This is a genomic window from Anoxybacillus sp. PDR2 (assembly GCF_009834045.1).
Lineage (GTDB): Bacteria > Bacillota > Bacilli > Bacillales > Anoxybacillaceae > Anoxybacteroides > Anoxybacteroides rupiense.
In genome coordinates this window covers 3,402,611-3,419,445 of the sequence record NZ_CP047158.1, presented here as the reverse complement: position 1 = coordinate 3,419,445, position 16,835 = coordinate 3,402,611, and the positions used below count along the sequence as shown (strand labels likewise).

At 37.5% G+C, this 16,835-nt stretch carries 15 protein-coding genes and 3 pseudogenes; 14 read left to right on the top strand and 4 right to left on the bottom strand.

Features of this window, described 5'->3' with window-relative positions:
- Nucleotides 1–13: 13 nt before the first annotated feature.
- The 5 genes from GRQ40_RS16500 (at nucleotide 14) to arsC (ending at nucleotide 3,365) form a co-directional block, all read left to right on the top strand.
- Nucleotides 14–169 carry a hypothetical protein gene (locus GRQ40_RS16500; protein WP_159720396.1) on the top strand — a complete coding sequence of 52 codons (156 nt, stop codon included), beginning with the start codon at nucleotides 14–16 and terminating at the stop codon, nucleotides 167–169.
- A gap of 80 nt (nucleotides 170–249) precedes the next feature.
- Complete coding sequence (locus GRQ40_RS16495; RefSeq protein WP_159720395.1) at nucleotides 250–741, top strand: GNAT family N-acetyltransferase; 492 nt, start codon at nucleotides 250–252, stop codon at nucleotides 739–741.
- Nucleotides 742–1,485: 744 nt separating this feature from the next.
- Nucleotides 1,486–1,833 (top strand): ArsR/SmtB family transcription factor, encoded by a 348-nt coding sequence (locus GRQ40_RS16490; RefSeq protein WP_159720394.1) that lies wholly within the window; start codon nucleotides 1,486–1,488, stop codon nucleotides 1,831–1,833.
- A 27-nt stretch (nucleotides 1,834–1,860) separates the two neighbouring features.
- Entirely contained in the window at nucleotides 1,861–2,922 is a 1,062-nt protein-coding gene (gene arsB, locus GRQ40_RS16485) for an ACR3 family arsenite efflux transporter (protein WP_159720393.1), read from the top strand.
- A 20-nt stretch (nucleotides 2,923–2,942) separates the two neighbouring features.
- The gene (arsC, locus tag GRQ40_RS16480; RefSeq protein ID WP_159720392.1) at nucleotides 2,943–3,365 is read left to right on the top strand and encodes an arsenate reductase (thioredoxin); all 423 of its coding nucleotides are present in this window, start codon (nucleotides 2,943–2,945) and stop codon (nucleotides 3,363–3,365) included.
- 12 nt (nucleotides 3,366–3,377) lie between these two features.
- Here arsC and GRQ40_RS16475 read toward each other — a convergent pair.
- From GRQ40_RS16475 to GRQ40_RS16460, 4 genes and pseudogenes are all read right to left on the bottom strand, one after another.
- A pseudogene (locus GRQ40_RS16475) lies at nucleotides 3,378–5,117 on the bottom strand (IS1182 family transposase); the annotation flags it as partial.
- Nucleotides 5,118–5,301: 184 nt separating this feature from the next.
- Entirely contained in the window at nucleotides 5,302–6,471 is a 1,170-nt protein-coding gene (locus GRQ40_RS16470) for an ISL3 family transposase (RefSeq protein WP_159720391.1), read from the bottom strand.
- Nucleotides 6,472–6,656: 185 nt separating this feature from the next.
- Nucleotides 6,657–7,745, bottom strand: coding sequence for a copper resistance D family protein (locus GRQ40_RS16465; protein WP_090950961.1), 1,089 nt, complete (start codon nucleotides 7,743–7,745; stop codon nucleotides 6,657–6,659).
- The gene (locus GRQ40_RS16460) at nucleotides 7,742–8,287 is read right to left on the bottom strand and encodes a copper resistance CopC family protein (protein ID WP_159720390.1); all 546 of its coding nucleotides are present in this window, start codon (nucleotides 8,285–8,287) and stop codon (nucleotides 7,742–7,744) included. The genes GRQ40_RS16465 and GRQ40_RS16460 overlap by 4 nt, the downstream gene beginning before the upstream one ends.
- Nucleotides 8,288–8,449: 162 nt before the next feature.
- On the opposite strand from GRQ40_RS16460, the gene GRQ40_RS16455 reads away from it, so the two are divergent.
- The 9 genes and pseudogenes from GRQ40_RS16455 to GRQ40_RS16420 form a co-directional block, all read left to right on the top strand.
- On the top strand, nucleotides 8,450–8,923 hold the full coding sequence (locus tag GRQ40_RS16455) for a PCYCGC domain-containing protein (RefSeq protein WP_159720389.1): 474 nt from the start codon (nucleotides 8,450–8,452) through the stop codon (nucleotides 8,921–8,923).
- A gap of 134 nt (nucleotides 8,924–9,057) precedes the next feature.
- Entirely contained in the window at nucleotides 9,058–9,378 is a 321-nt protein-coding gene (locus tag GRQ40_RS16450; protein WP_159720388.1) for an ArsR/SmtB family transcription factor, read from the top strand.
- Between the two features lie 13 nt (nucleotides 9,379–9,391).
- Entirely contained in the window at nucleotides 9,392–11,938 is a 2,547-nt protein-coding gene (locus tag GRQ40_RS16445) for a heavy metal translocating P-type ATPase (RefSeq protein WP_159720387.1), read from the top strand.
- Between the two features lie 293 nt (nucleotides 11,939–12,231).
- Complete coding sequence (locus GRQ40_RS16440; RefSeq protein ID WP_159720954.1) at nucleotides 12,232–13,083, top strand: hypothetical protein; 852 nt, start codon at nucleotides 12,232–12,234, stop codon at nucleotides 13,081–13,083.
- A 106-nt stretch (nucleotides 13,084–13,189) separates the two neighbouring features.
- A complete protein-coding gene (locus GRQ40_RS19085; RefSeq protein ID WP_370514177.1) occupies nucleotides 13,190–13,615 on the top strand; it encodes a ZIP family metal transporter in 426 nt (141 codons plus the stop codon).
- Nucleotides 13,609–13,761 (top strand): annotated as a pseudogene (locus GRQ40_RS18665) (cation transporter); the annotation flags it as partial. The gene GRQ40_RS19085 and the pseudogene GRQ40_RS18665, both read left to right, overlap by 7 nt.
- 241 nt (nucleotides 13,762–14,002) lie before the next feature.
- A complete protein-coding gene (locus tag GRQ40_RS16430; RefSeq protein ID WP_159720386.1) occupies nucleotides 14,003–15,355 on the top strand; it encodes an Nramp family divalent metal transporter in 1,353 nt (450 codons plus the stop codon).
- 352 nt (nucleotides 15,356–15,707) lie between these two features.
- Nucleotides 15,708–15,953, top strand: coding sequence for a hypothetical protein (locus GRQ40_RS18660; protein ID WP_236546351.1), 246 nt, complete (start codon nucleotides 15,708–15,710; stop codon nucleotides 15,951–15,953).
- A gap of 656 nt (nucleotides 15,954–16,609) precedes the next feature.
- Nucleotides 16,610–16,805 (top strand): annotated as a pseudogene (locus tag GRQ40_RS16420) (IS3 family transposase); the annotation flags it as partial.
- Nucleotides 16,806–16,835: the final 30 nt, after the last annotated feature.

Sequence of the window (16,835 nt, the reverse complement as noted above, 5' to 3'; positions counted from 1 at the left end):
GGAGGAACTTCAAATGAACATGTTGAAAATTATATTTGGCAATTCAAAAGAAAAGCAAGGTTGCTGCGATATTCAAATTGTTGAAGTAAAAGAAAGCCAAGATGTTGCAGACAAAGCGACTCTTGAAAGTGAATGCTGTCCATCTACATCTAATCGTGAGTGTTGTTAATTTTACATTGAAAAGATAGAAAAGGCATTAGGGAGATTCCTAGTGCCTTTTCTGTATGAAAATAAGGAGGGATTTTTAATATGAACATTCGTAGCTTTCGTAAAGAGGACTGGTTGCAAGTGAAGGAAATTTACGAGCAAGGAATTGCGACAGGACAAGCAACGTTTGAAACGACAGCACCATCATTCGAAAAATGGGAATCGACCATTGCCGCAAATTTATGTTTAGTCGCTGAAGACGAAGAAGGCATTCAAGGCTGGTGTAAGATAAGTAAAGTATCGGATCGCTGCGTGTATGAAGGGGTGGGGGAGGTGAGTGTGTATGTTCGAGATGTGAGTCGAGGAAAAGGAGTGGGAAAACAACTTTTACAAGTCATGATCAGAGAATCAGAGCAAAAAGGATTTTGGACATTAACTGCTGGGATTTTCCCTGAAAACATACCTAGTTTACGTTTACATCAAAGTGTTGGATTTCGTGAAGTCGGTATTCGACAACGTATTGGAAAGTTAAATGGTGTATGGCGTGATGTTGTATTGCTTGAACGTCGCAGTCAAATTGTAGGTATAGATTGAGAACTACTTTTAGATTATGTAATTGCTTTGTATATATAAAAAAGTGACAGAATTATTCTTGGATTCAATTAGCGAATCAAGAATAATTCTGTCAAAAAAATTGGATCTAAGTTACACTCGTGTTATTTAGCCAAAAGAAATTCTATCTCAAATAAAAATTAAATTATGGATACTCATGTGCAGTATTTTATCAATATATAATTATGTCAATTAAATGACGGAAATATATATCGATAAATATAAAAACAATATAAGTTTATGTCCAAGATACATAAACCATATAGAATTTTGTCATTAATCCATATACAATTCTGTCAATGTACACTTCTGTTTCGAATGAGGTGAAGAGAGGTTTGTCAGAAAATTACGGTTACAACAGGTTACATAACACGGCATTATATGAACTATGAAAGAAGGCAAGCAAATGACTTATATACAAATAGAGAAGGAGATAAGGCAAGTTTACTTCCATCTTTCACACTTTCGTTTGAATTGTAAAGATTATGTTAAAGTCGTTTTTTTCTCTTGTTTTATATAAGTATGTGGTTATATACTTATTGAAGAGAAGAGTAAGTATGGTTATACTACAATATCCATGTCGTGGATATGAAAGATGTGACATCATTTATTTAGTGTAAGATGAACAAAATTGAAAATAAAGGGATTTAGGAGTATCACCTTTCATTTTTGCTCATATATATAAGTAAATAGCTATATAATCATACAAGAATAGGAGGTGTTCCCATGCAAAAAACAGTAGTGGAAATAGAAAAAGCATCACACGTTTTAAAGTTACTTGGTGATAAAACACGTTTAACGATCATGGCAATTTTAAAACAACGTGAGTGTTGTGTATGTGAGCTTCTTGAGGTGTTTGACGTGAGTCAGCCGTCTATTAGTCAGCATCTTCGCAAGTTAAAAGATGCAGGATTAGTAAAAGAGGATAGGAGGGGGCAGTGGATTTATTATTCCCTCAATCCACGAAATGAGTTCTATGATTTCATCCAAGATATTCTGCAACATATTCCAGATCAAACAGAGAATATTCGTAAGATTGAGGAGACCAACCCTACGCTCCGTTGCGGTTGTTAACCTACTAATTAAATTGGGAGTGAGACAATGAGTAATACGGGGAAAAAACGTCTATCGTTCTTGGATCGATACCTAACGCTTTGGATTTTCCTTGCTATGGCAGCGGGAATTGGCTTAGGATTCGTCTTTCCGGGCTTTGTAGACGGAATGAACAGTTTGCAGGTAGGAACCACATCGATTCCACTTGCAATTGGTTTAATTTTAATGATGTATCCTCCGTTAGCAAAAGTTCGCTACGAGGAGATGGGACGCGTCTTTAAAAATGTGAAAGTATTAGTGTTATCGCTCGTACAAAACTGGATTATTGGACCGATTCTTATGTTTGTGTTGGCGATCGTATTCTTGCCGGATAAACCGGAATACATGGTCGGACTCATCATGATTGGGCTGGCACGTTGTATTGCTATGGTGATTGTCTGGAATGATTTAGCGAATGGAGATAGAGAGTACGCAGCTGGACTTGTGGCGTTTAACTCTGTATTCCAAATGCTATTTTTCTCTGTTTATGCGTATGTGTTTGTGACGATCATTCCAGAATGGTTAGGACTAGAAGGTGCTGTCGTTAATATTACAATGATTGAAGTCGCTAAGTCGGTGTTCATTTACTTAGGAATTCCGTTTCTTGGCGGAATGTTGACGCGCTTTGTGTTAGTGAAAGCAAAGGGAAGACAATGGTATGAAAAAGTATTCATTCCAAAAATCAGCCCGATTACATTGATTTCTTTATTGTTTACGATTATCGTCATGTTCTCTTTAAAAGGAGACGTTATCGTAAGCTTGCCGTTGGATGTAGTGAGAGTTGCAATTCCGTTGTTAATTTATTTTGTGTTGATGTTCTTCGTTTCCTTCTTCTTAGGGAAGAAAATTGGAGCGAGCTACCCTGTAACCACAACACTTGCCTTTACAGCTGGCAGTAATAACTTTGAGTTAGCGATTGCCGTAGCTGTTGGCGTGTTTGGGATCCATTCTGGTGCAGCATTTGCAGCTGTCATTGGACCACTTGTGGAAGTGCCTGTCATGATTGCATTGGTCAACGTGGCATTATGGTTTCAACGAAAATACTTTAAAACAGAATCAGTATCATACTAACAACAAAGGTGGAATGAAACATGAAAAACAAAAAGATCATTTACTTCTTATGCACAGGTAACTCTTGCCGTAGCCAAATGGCAGAAGGATGGGCCAAAAAATATCTTGGCGACGAGTGGGAAGTTTATAGCGCCGGTATCGAAGCTCACGGATTAAATCCAAACGCAGTAAAAGTCATGAAAGAAGTAGGGATTGACATTTCCAACCAAACATCTGATGTCATTGATCCTGAAATTTTAAACAAAGCTGATTTGGTAGTAACATTATGCGGTCATGCAGCAGACCATTGCCCGGTAACACCACCACACGTGAAACGCGTACACTGGGGATTTGATGATCCTGCAAAGGCAGAGGGAACAGAAGAAGAAAAATGGGCTGTATTCCAACGTGTTCGCGATGAAATCGGCACGCGTATCAAAAAATTTGCTGAAACAGGCGAATAAGATTGAAATGACGGGGCTGTCTGATAAGTCCCTAAAATGAAACAAGTGGAGAAAAACGAGCCGTTTTTCTCCACTTGCTTTTGTATTTTTTCGATTTTTCTTCGAAAGTAGCTGGCGGATGCCTGCTACTTTCAGTATGTTGTGGGCTAACGCCACAATCCCAAACTCGACATGTACCTTGTCGAGGCCCCGCAAAGAAAATCTGCGGAACGACCGATTGCCCTTGATGTGACCGAACACACTTTCTACTTCGACTTTGCGCCGAGCGTAGATGGCGGCTTTCTCTTCACATTCAAGGGCTGTTTTTGCCTTCGCTTTCATTTCTTCGAAGACGGTATTCCAGTGAACTTGACGATTGCCCTTCGCCTTCGTGCATTTCGCTTTTAATGGGCAATCTGTACAATCTTCACATTCGTATATTTTGAAGCTTTGTTCATAACCAGATGGATTCTTTTGGTTTTGATATTTTTTAAATGTTACTTTCCTTCCATTCGGGCAAATAAAACCATCATCTTGCTCACAATAGGTCCAGTTTTTCGCGTTTTGGATATCCTTTTTGTATTTGCGTGTCTGTTCTCGTACATAGGATCCATAAGGAATGAGAAAATCCAATCGAGGCTCTTTCTCATCACCAATCGCATATACATAGTTTTCTTCACTGCCATATCCTGCATCCGCGATGACTGTTTTGGGCATCGGTAAAGAAGTAGCCGCCAGTTTCTCCAAATGTGGGATCAAACAACGCGTGTCTGTAGGTCGTTGGTGAATCGTATAAAACAAGATAAACTGATTCTCTGTCCCTATTTGCACGTTATACCCTGGCTTGAGCTGACCGTTTTTCATATGATCTTCTTTCATGCGCATGAAGGTTGCGTCTTTGTCTGTTTTGGAATAACTGTTACGGTCGCCAAAGATTTCGTTCTGTTCCTTGTATGTAGCTAGTCGTGGTAAGAAATTTTCCCGAATCAGCTTTAAAGGTTTTTTCCATTTCCTGCATTCTTGGCCCTTTTCCTTACGAATCTTTGTCTCTGGTTCCTTTTCTATTTCCTCTGTTAGCGTTTCAACTTTTTCTTCTATCTCCTTAGCGACTGTCTCTAAATGATGTTCGGTGATCTCTTCACGTTGTTCGGTTTCCTTTTCTCCCGTTCCAGCTTCTAATGGTGTCAATTCATGAATGTACTCAAGTGTTTCTTGAATTTTTTCTTTTAATGTTGCTTCCCATTTCTCTGTTGATTTTTTCCACACGAAAGAATACTTATTGGCGTTGGCTTCCATCTTGGTGCCATCCAAAAAGTAGTTTTCCATTGTGATGTACTTTTCTTCAATCAATTTTAGAATCATGGCTTCAAATAACTCATCCATCAAGGCTTTCATCCGTTCTCCGCGGAACTCATTGATCGTGCGGAAATCGGGTTGTTGCATCGCAGCTAACCATATGGCAGGAAGATTTTCTTTTATTAGTTTTTCGATTCCACGGCAGGAATAAACCTTTTGGGAATAACTATACAGAATGATTTTCAGCATCATTTTGGGATGATAGGAACTTCTGCCACCACCTTTATAATGAGAAAACAATAGCTCATCTGGTACAGATTCCACCATTTCGTCCACTACTCGTGCGACGTGATGTTCTGGTATAAGGGCTTCAATATCAAAAATCACTTGAGTTTGACGATTGTCATAGGGTTTAAAAGTAGGGGCTAATGGTCTTTTAGAGGGCTTTTTTTCCTCTGTCTCTGGAAAAAGTGTCATTTGCGTGTTATAATTTTCAGTAGTAATCATTTGATTGCTCATAAAAATCGTCCTTTCTGGAATGTTGTGCTGGTACCTTCATTTTACAGGATAGGACGATTTTTTTGTGTACTTTTTTAAAAAATGAGGCTCTATGTCAATTGTTGGGGTACACTTATCGAAGTGCCCCTTTTTTTGTAGTTGACTAGATGAGTGAACATAAAGCTTTATTTCTTAGTCTCTTAAAGTTCCGAATGCCATATGACATTCGTTTGATGACTTTAATCTTGTGGTTTATTCCCTCAATAAATCCATTCGTGTAAGGGAAGAGAAAGGAATTTAAGATCTCCTTTTCCCAGTTTTTGAATGTTCTTTTCATGTATTGATATTCTTCGAGTCCCGATTCCTCTATGACCTTATAGAGGTGCTCAAGGTTTCTTTTGGCGTTTGTTTTGTCACTTTCCTTCAGCCACTTATGGAAGGTCTCTTTTACGATATAGGCCTTCTTTAAGTCAGGGGCCAGTGAAAAGAAATAGTTCAGCTGTTCCATTTCATCTGCATTCAAATGGGCATGTGGCTTATGAAGCAGATAACGCAACTTCTTCATGGATTTACGATCCTTCTCTTGAAAGTTTTTCTGGACTCTCTTCCTTACCCGTTCCAATGCCCAGACATTATGCCGAACATAATGGAATCGATCGACCACCAGAATCGGTTTATCAAAACTTTTCAAAGCGAGCGTCTTGTAGGGCTGCCACATATCCATGACCACCATCTGTATTTTCTCCCTTGGAAGTGTACGGAAGTATTCCTTTAGGGTGGATAGATTCCTGTTAGGAATGATATCGTAAACCCTTCGGTTTACAGGATCGCCAATGATACATTGGTACTTGCCCGTTTCAGAAGTCCCTTTAAATTCATCAATGGCCAGAACTTTCGGGAGGGCCTTATTGTCATAGGAATAGTACTTGTCAAAGAGCCGAATGACGGTGGAATGCCCAAGTCCTGTTTCCTTGGCAACCTGCTTAAAGTTATACTCCCTCACTTTAACCAAAAGAGCTTGGAGGAGTCGTTTCGTATGGCGTTGGTAACGCTCTAGAAAAGAATAGGGTTCGTAGAACCGTTTTCCACAGGACTTACATCTGTATCGGCGCTTTCTCAAGATGAGAAAACAATATTTTTCAAAGACCTTTACATCACGAATCTTTTGAATTCGATAATCATGGACAGAGGAAGTTTCCTTCTGACAGCAGGGGCATTTTTGAACTTTTACAGGCGTTTGAATATGGATTTCAAAGTGAGTGATTTGATCCTCTACATGAGTGATTTCAACATCTTCTAACCCAAGCAGTTTTGTGATAAAATGAGAATGCATTTACGAAATCTCCTTTTTGATGTAGTCGCCAACTATCATTTTAAAGGGAGATCTTCGTAAGTGCTTTTATTTTGCCTGAAAAGTCTCTTAACCCCAACATTTAGTATAGAACCAAAAATGAAAAAAATGAGAGGGGCTTCAAAAAGTCAGTTACCCTGACTTTTTGGACAGCCCCCTTTTTATAACTAGACAACTCCAATCATTAACGATACATATGCACATATTACAAACAGGACTCCACAAACACCGGACAAAAAAACGTTGTCTTTTCTTCTGAACAAAACAACCAATGCTATTAAGAACAATATAGCAGTGATAGCTGACGCAATGCTTAAAGCGTTGACTCCGAAATGAATGGATATATCTTGTTCAATTTTCCCATTGTAAAAAGCCTCAAACAACCAGGACGGTTTCTCAAATTTTATAATGGCTGCAATATTTTCAGGAGTGCTTTGTTGTCCCATCACTGCCATAGATGTAAAAACAAGCAAAGCCATAACACTTTCCGCTCTTACCCATGGAATCGGATTAAAGTTTGGATTTATGTTTATCTTTCTTCTCACAAGTACACCATTAATCAATGCAAAAGTCAGTAGCGGAATAATAAATAAATGTTTAATAAGCAAAGCTTGTCCGTACGAAACGATCCACGAATTCACATAATCAGGAACTAACAAATTCATTAAGAAGAAGCCTGCACTCATCGTTGTGATTACACATATAAAAGCAATTGGACTAAACCATTTCAAGAATTTCAGCCAATTATCGCTGTTTTTTGAGAACCACCCGACAACAAACAATACCCCAATCCAGACGGTTACAGATAGAAAATGGATTGCGTGAGGGATAAAGCCTTTTAATTCATAACTTGCCGTACAATGACTTGCCCAACCAAAAGCCAATATTAAAGCAAAAGTCAAAAAGGCTCCCATATGTTCAAGGATTGGGTCATTCGTCATTTTCTTCAAAATGCGCACAAGCAATAAAATAAGACATAAAAACAAAGTAACTAACCAAGCGTGTCCAATATTGAAATCCATTAATATGCCTTTAAAAATGGTCCAAAAACTCACATTATAATCTTTTGCAAAGATGAGTGTAACCCTTAAAACTGGTGAAAAGGATAATAAAGCTATTCCAATAATACAGAGATTAATTAACCAATTAGGAACAGCAACCGTTGGACGTTTATCGGCTGGAACAAACGCTAGCAATTGATTTCCGACCACAATACAAAAGCAAACATACAGTAAAAGTTCAGATAGATAAATCATTTTCCTCTCCTCAATAGCAACGTAGTCATAATAAGCAGAACAACCAACGAAGCTCCGATGAACAAGTACATCATAAAATTATTTTTATCATTGTTCGTAGAATCAGGTTTGTTTGGCTTCATTTCTTGTTTATTATCTTTTGATGCTGGGGTTTTCTCGGCTGTTTCAGTTGGTGTAAGTTTCTTTTCTTCGGGTGCATTTACGGTAAATGTGAAACTGCGTTCTATGATATGTCCATCTTCCCCGACAATCTTCCAGTTAACCATATATTCTCCATTCGGTAATGGTTTCTTAAAAGTTCCCTTTAATACTTTGTCTTCAACTGCAATATGATCGACCTTTACCTTTTGTCCTTTCTTATCTAAAAGGGTAAATGTGCTGAGATTTTCAATTGGCGTATTAAATTCCAAAACAATTTCTGTTAAAGGTTTTGTTACTGTTTCTTTATCGCTTGGCGTTGAACTTTCAAGACCCGTATGGGCTAATGCTGTTGTTGGCAACAACACCAACAAACAAGCAAATAAAATGAGTCTTTTTAACATTTTGTTCCATCCTTTCTTTATTTATCAAGTCATATTATAACTGACTAATATGTTGATTTAATTTTATAAATCGACAATATTTTGAACAATTGATTATTACGCTAAATATGTCTACCCCTTATGATATATTAGTCATATCTAATGTTATAAGAGGTGACAAGGATGAAATATAAGGGAATTATTGTTTTACTTATACTCACTTTGATCATTTCGGCTTGCAGTTCCCATAAAGAACAATCACATCAAGAGCATTCTTCCAATGGAGATTTGCAAGAAAAAACTGCTTCTGCTGATGTTTTACCGACCTTTTTAAAAGGTCAAAGTGAAGAGATTCGCTTGGTATATCAAGCTGCAGGCAAATCAACAGAGTTGTTACAATGGATTCCTTGTTATTGCGGTTGTGGCGAGAGTGCTGGACATAAAAGTAGTATGAATTGCTTTGTCAAAAAAATCAATGAAGATGGTTCCGTTGTCTGGGATGATCACGGTACTCGTTGTGGAGTTTGCTTACAAATCGCAGCTGAATCCATTAAAATGAAACAAGAAGGCAAATCTATAAAGGAAATTCGCCATTACATTGATGAAAAGTACAAAGAAGGTTACGCAAAACCAACGAAAACTCCAATGCCTTTATAATAAACAAACCTCACTTTTCCGAAAACGAAAGGTGAGGTTTTCATTTTGCCTATTTGACCAATGTATTAGAAAATGCTAATATGAACATAGATAATCACATTAGTGAATACTGATATGAAATGGAGATGAAATAAATGGAACAAAATTATTTAGACGTAAAAGCTAAATTTATTCGAGGTTTTTCTGATAAAACTAGACTTCAAATATTGGAATGCATTAAGAATGGGGAAAAAACGGTATCCCAAATCGTTGAAGAGCTTCAAGGTAATCAGTCGAATATTTCACAACACTTAGCTTGTTTAAAGGGCTGCGGAATTATTGTGGGGCGACAAGAAGGCAAATTTGTTTATTATTCTCTACGGAATGAAAAGATTAAAGAAATGCTTGAACTGTTTGACGAAGTGTTAAATCAAGTACAAACGGAAATCGCCCGATGCACTAGCCATTTATATTAAGAAGGTGATGATAATGCCCGACAAAGAACAAAGAAATACTTGTTGTAATGGTGATAACTGCAAAGAAACTCAAAAACCAAAATTGAAAACAGAATTGAATTTGATTCAAATAAGCTCTACTCCAGAATCAAAAGCGTCCTGCCAAGACGATTGTTGTTCTACTTCAGCACCAAAAGTGTCCTGCCAAGATGATTGTTGTTCTGCAGAATCCAAGCCCAAAGGTGACGAATCTGATTTATCCGAAGTCACAGGTCACAAGTTGGAGTTCCGAGTTCACGGAATGGATTGCCCTGCTTGTGCGTTGACCATTGAGAAAAGCATTGGACAACTGGAACACATTAAGAACGTCAGCGTCAATTACAGCACCGGTAAAATGCAAGTTGTAGCTGAAAATCGGTCAGTGTTAGAAAAATTGCCGGCGGAGATGAAGAAGCTGGGTTATACATTGGAGTCAATTGAACAAAAAGGGAATGTACGTACTTATACTATTGAAGGAATGGATTGTAGTTCCTGTGCCTTAACAATTGAAAATCATTTAAAACAGCATCCTTCTGTAAGAAGTGTCAGCGTTAATTTTTCCACGGGAAAAATGCAGATTGAACACGACAATTCTGTTGAAGAAATCATGAAAGAGGTTGAGAAAGCTGGTTATAAAGCCTCTCTCGTTTCCAATAGACGAGCCAAAACAGATATGCCAACAACACAATCAAGTAACAATCTTCTTGTACTATCAGGGTTCTTTTTATTATTTGGTTTTCTTGGTTCTCTAAACGATATGTCTACTTTTGTTGTAAATGTTCTATATGCTTTATCCATATTGATCGGTGGATATAAGCCAGCTAAAAGTGCTTATTACGCCATAAAAAGTCGTTCCTTAGATATGAATGTATTGATGACAGCTGCAGTGATTGGGGCTGCTATAATCGGTGAATGGCTTGAAGGGGCTACCGTAGTTTGGCTGTTCGCATTGGGGAATGCTTTACAAACTAAATCCATTGAAAAGACTAGAAACTCCATTCGCAGTTTGCTTGATTTAGCACCACCTGAAGCGTGGGTAAAACAAGGTCAGGACTTAGTTAGAAAACCTGTAGAAGAAGTAGCTATTGGAGATATCATTGTTGTCAAACCAGGTGACAAAATTCCATTAGACGGTGAAGTTGTCCAAGGCGAATCAAGCGTTAACCAAGCACCCATTACAGGTGAGTCCATACCAGTTGATAAGCAAATTGGCGATACGGTATATGCAGGAACAATTAACGAACACGGCTCCTTAGAAATCAAAGTCACGAAGCTTGTTGAAGATACGACCATTTCGAAAATCATTCATTTAGTGGAAGAAGCACAAGAAAAGAAAGCTCCTACCCAAGCATTCGTTGATAAATTTGCACAAATTTATACACCTATTGTCTTTGCATTAGCATTGGCGGTCATGATTTTTTCTCCTCTACTTGGCTTTGGAACTTGGGGAGATTGGTTTTATAGAGGGTTAGAACTATTGGTTGTCGCTTGTCCTTGTGCGTTAGTTATTTCTACGCCTGTGGCAATCGTTTCGGCAATCGGAAATGCCGCCAAAAACGGTGTTCTGATTAAAGGCGGAACCTTCTTAGAGACAGCTGGTTCCATTAATGCGATTGCGTTTGATAAGACAGGTACTTTAACCGAAGGTAAGCCAAAAGTATCACAAGTAATACCGATCAATACGACTGAAACGGATTTGTTATCGATTGCTCGCACCTTAGAGGAATACTCCACTCACCCCATTGCATTGGCTGTTGTTAATTACGCAAAAGAAAAAAATATTCCTTCTCGAAATGGGGAATTATTTAAGAGCATTGTCGGTAAGGGTGTTCAAGCAACGATTGAAGGTATGGAATACTTTGCAGGAAACTTGAAACTGTTCCAAGAACTGAATACTCCTATTGGTGAGTATGAGTCCCAAATGAAAACCCTTCAAAACGAAGGAAATACGCTTGTCATTGTTGGGACAAAAGAGCAGATATTTGGTATTATCGCTGTTGCTGATACCATCCGTGAGACAACGGTAAAAGCATTACAAGGGCTTAAAAATGTGGGTGTAGAGCAAATAGTAATGCTCACGGGTGATAACAAAGGAACTGCCGAAAAAGTGGCTTCTCAAACGGGTGTCAATCGTTATTTTGCCGAACTATTGCCAGAAGACAAGGTAAAAGCCATTAAACAGTTACAAGACGAAGGTAAACGGGTCGCAATGGTTGGTGACGGTATTAATGATGCTCCTGCCTTAGCCACTGCCAATTTGGGTATTGCAATGGGGGGCGCAGGAACGGACACGGCTATGGAAACAGCCGATATTGTTCTTATGGCAGATAACTTAGAAAAACTGCCTCACACCATTAAATTAAGTCGAAGAGCCTTAAAAATTATAAAGCAAAATATATGGTTTTCGCTGATTATCAAGTTTGTTGCTTTGGCTCTAATTTTCCCAGGTTGGCTTACCTTATGGATGGCAGTATTAAGCGATACTGGAGCAGCTTTGTTGGTTATTCTTAACAGTATGAGGCTATTGAGAATAAAAGATTAACTTCGCTTCTCAATAGCCCGTATACATCGCCATATCAAATAAAAAGTTCCTGTTAATAAAGAAAATCCAATTGCTAGACCAATGCTGACACATAAGCCCATTATTGCAATAATTGTTCTACTTATTTTTCCAATGGTACCAAACATATAGCCCATAGTTAAGAAAAAGCCTTTTATAGATCGGTAACTCTTCTATTTATCAATGTGTTCATTTTTGCAATATATTTAGAAAGTCAAATCTTTTGTCACAAATTCTTAATCTAGAAAGGGGGAAGTATCAATATGAATATCAATATGAAAAAAATAATGCTATTAACTCTAATCTCCGCTTTATTGATTGCAAATGGATGTGGTAAATCCGACAATACCAATGAAAACCAACATACGAATCACGAAAATATGCAACAAGGTGAAAATCACGAAGGAATGCATCACGAAACGAATCAGTCCCAAGATATCGCTACTCAGACTGTTTGGAAGTTTTCAAAAGAAACTCCAAAAAGCAATGAAATGGTTGAATTAACAATTCAAATTAACGATAAAGATGGAAAACCTGTTAAAGATTTTGATATTCAGCACGAAAAGCTAATGCATCTGATTGTGGTAAGTAAAGATTTATCTTATTTTGATCATTTACACCCTGAATACAAAGGTGACGGACTGTTTACGATTTCCTTAAACTTCCCTGCTGGAGGAGAATATAAATTATATGCCGATTATGTTCCAAAAGGGACATCAAAAGTTGTAAAAAACCACACTGTTACGGTTGGGGGAGAAAAAGCACAAACCACTCCACTCAAACCGGACGAAAATTTAACTAAAGCTGTAGAAGGCAAGGAAATTACATTATCTTTTGATGAACTCAAAGCTGGAACAGACGTTACATTGAACTTTAACATCAAAGATCAAAAGACAGGTCGACCGATTACTAATTTACAACCATACTTAGGTGCTGTTGGACACGTTGTCATCATCAGTAAAGATATAGAGGAATACTTACACGTACATCCAATGGACGAGAAGGCAAAAGGACCAGACGCTAAATTTATGACCAAGTTTCCTAAGAGTGGAATCTATAAAATTTGGGGTCAGTTCCAACACGAAGGCAAGGTCATTACCGTTCCTTTCGTAGTCAAAGTCTCATAAAAACAAAAAAATCCTCCCACGGCGGAGGATTTTTTTTCTTAAGGCATATTTTATGGGTTTGGCAGATATAAAAGTAAAGACAACTTAGTACAAGGGGGGATGATGGATGAACTCACTTTGGCTTTTAGGGTTTTCTGCTTCTGCTATTGGAATGTTATCTGGTGGAGCGATTGCTTGGTTGTTTAAAGGCTGGCAAAAAGGAACACCGACCATTTTTTCAATATGTAGTGGAATGATATTCGGACTGGTCACATTGGAAATTTTGCCTGAAAGCATAGAAATTGGAGGTTGGTTTATTGCGATTGTCGGATTGATTTTGGGTTATTTTATTTACAAGCATCTAGAAAAGGTTTCTCATCATGTGATCATTATTACAAATGACGCTAAAAAAGACGTATTCGTACATTCTGGTCTATTTTTAACATTCAGTATTGCCCTGCACAATTTTCCAACAGGCATCGCACTTGGAGCCAATACTCACGCTTCATTGACTAAACCAATGATGACTACGATCATACTTCACATTCATTAAGTTGCCATATTTTGATTGAAGATCACCAAGACAGCCAAAAGGTTTTACAAGATGCCATTCACATGATTGAAGAAAAATTTAAGATTCTGCATACAACCATTCAAATTGAAACCTCTCAAATCCATCACGGAGAAATGAAAGTCTAATGAAAAGTATGATCAATATAGAGCAATGTCAGTACCCTATTCAATATTTTAGCGCGCCTAAGAACTAATAAGCGGTAAAAAGTTTCCCTTGACTAAAATATTTTCCGATATACAATTTATTTAGGCAACATTTTCTTTGCTCTTACATATATCTAATTCTGGGTGTAGGAGCAAATTTTTTTATCCAAAAAGTTTCCCTAATGCAAAATATTTAGCACAAACCAATAATGAGATGATTATCATGAGTGAAAATATAAAAAAACTTCCGTTAACAGTTGAGGAAGGTTGGAGAAATAAACGGACACAACCAACATTACCCGAAGTATATAGAAGTTTGCGTATACCAAAGACGGGTTCTTGGATGAAAAAGTTTCTGGCGTTTGCTGGACCAGGATACTTAGTTGCCGTGGGTTATATGGATCCAGGAAACTGGGCGACTGATATTGCAGGAGGTTCCCAGTTCGGATACACGTTACTTTCCGTTATTTTGCTTTCAAATTTAATGGCAATTCTGCTACAAGCATTAGCTGGCAAGTTAGGAATTGTAACGGGAAGAGATTTAGCCCAAGCTTGCCGAGATCATTACAGCAAGCCAGTGGCAATGGTCTTATGGGTTTTATGCGAGTTGGCAATCGCGGCTTGTGATCTAGCGGAAGTGATAGGTTCGGCAATCGCGTTGAAATTGTTGTTTGGAATTCCGTTAATATATGGAGTGATTATTACAGCTTTGGATGTACTGGTCGTGTTGCTATTACAGAATAAAGGTTTTCGTTATATCGAAACGTTGGTGATTGTTTTAATTCTAACCATTGGTGCTTGCTTTGCGACTGAAATTTTTCTTTCTAAGCCAGATGTAGGTGGCATATTGAAGGGGGTTGTTCCAAGCACAGAGATTATTAACAATCCAGCAATGCTCTATATCGCAATCGGTATTTTAGGTGCAACAGTAATGCCTCATAATCTTTATCTGCATTCTTCCATTGTACAGACACGTCAATACGAACAAAACAGCTTGGGTAAACGACAAGCGATCAAATATGCTACTTGGGATTCAACCATTGCCCTATTCTTTGCTTTATTTATTAATGCATCGATCCTTATTGTTTCTTCTGCTACATTTCACAAAGCAGGAATGACGGATGTCGCAGAGATTGAAGATGCTTATCAATTGCTCTCTCCACTGCTTGGAACAACACTTGGAAGTATTTTATTTGGAGTTGCTTTGTTGGCTTCTGGTCAAAACTCAACATTAACAGGAACCTTAGCTGGTCAGATTGTGATGGAAGGCTTTCTAAACATTAGACTTCCTGCTTGGTTAAGAAGACTTATTACTCGATTGATTGCCATTGTCCCAGCTGTTGTTGTAACTGCTCTTTATGGCGAAAGTGGAACGGCTCAATTACTTATTTTGAGCCAAGTGATTCTTTCTTTACAGCTCTCTTTTGCGGTGGTTCCTCTTGTTCAATTTACAAGTGATAAAAAGAAAATGGGGGAATTCGCTAACCCATTATGGTTGAAAGTTCTTGCTTGGATGGTAGCTGTTGTGATTATCAGCTTAAACGCATATTTATTGTTTCAGACTTTCTTTGGTTAAGAAATAATAAACCTCATTATCTTTTTGCGGATAATGAGGTTTATTGTTTTTAGCTAATAGAATTTTTTTGATGTAGCTAATTAAATGGAACGTCTGGCTTCTCAAGCGAGACGTTTTTTATTTTCATCAGATTACTTAGGGAATGTCATAGGTATAAACATTACTCACATATTTTCCTTTTAAATAATTTGGGATTGGGGAGAAGTGGAAGTATATCATGTTCATCAAGCACTAAAAATCCTCCAACTATACTACATTACAGATTCGATTCAAATGGTTACTCGTTGGATTCGCGAAGAAAAAATTAGAGCGGAACGTTCCGAAAACAGAAAAGAAGGCTGGAGGATTCACGATGATGATCTGCTCGAATTTGGTGAAAAAAAGACTAGGACTGCCTGAGATGATGAGCAGGTATGAATGGTATGTAGAGAATGCTTTTTCACCAGTGATGAATGGCAATGGTGAAAAAGGTGATGCATTTGATTCTAAAATTGTAAAAATAGTGTCGAAAATAATAAAATTATTAGAGAAAATAAAATGTTTTTTATTTATAGTTTTTTTGGAGGAGGGGAAATATGGCTGCAAAAAAGACAGATAAGTTGGATGTTATATGTTAAAATAATAAATAATTCCTGTTTTATGACGGTGATGTATAAATATACAAAGACTCCCTCTGAATTAATACACTGTTTTTAAAAGTTTTTTTGTCACAAAATGATTGGGATGAAAATCTTTTTAAAACTTTTTTTGTCAATTACAATAAAAAACACCTTGAAAAATCAAGGTGTTTGCGATATCTTTTTTTAAAACTTTTTTTGTATCTATACAAAATCTAAAATTTAAAAAGCAGCATCAACATGCACAACTTGTCTGGATAGCCCTTTCAGCAAGTTGTGCATTTTTTATGAAGGGAGGATGGCATGGCAAGGTTTCTGTATGAATTTGATAACTATATCAAAGAAGGGGACGTAGTCAAGGAGAGTTTGAAAGCTATAAACCTTGGTTGACCGTTAGGAATACCAGCTGTTGTGATGTTTATTTCATCACGAATATTTTTGATGAGTAAAAAATTCGTGAAATGAAAAATAAAAACATTCAATTATATGTATAAAATTTCATATCTATTGTCCCTTGACATGAAGCTTCTGCGGGCATGATTCTGTATCATACCCACCGCTCCATGTAAAGCGAATAGGCAATAAATGATGTAATTGCCAAACATCAAAATTCTTGATCGCTGCTAATATAGATGCCTTTGATATTGAGAGATCGTTGAGTGAAAAAGGAACTTCATATGACAATGACGTAGCGGAAGATATGTTTAAGATCACCAAAACAAAATTCATGTGGTAGGGTCTTTTCCAACCCGCAAGAACTTAACCTTGAACTTTTTGACTATGTGAACGGGTTTAATAATGTTCGAATACATGAGGCACTGTGCTATCTAACACTAGCATCAGTGATTACTTCATTACAACTA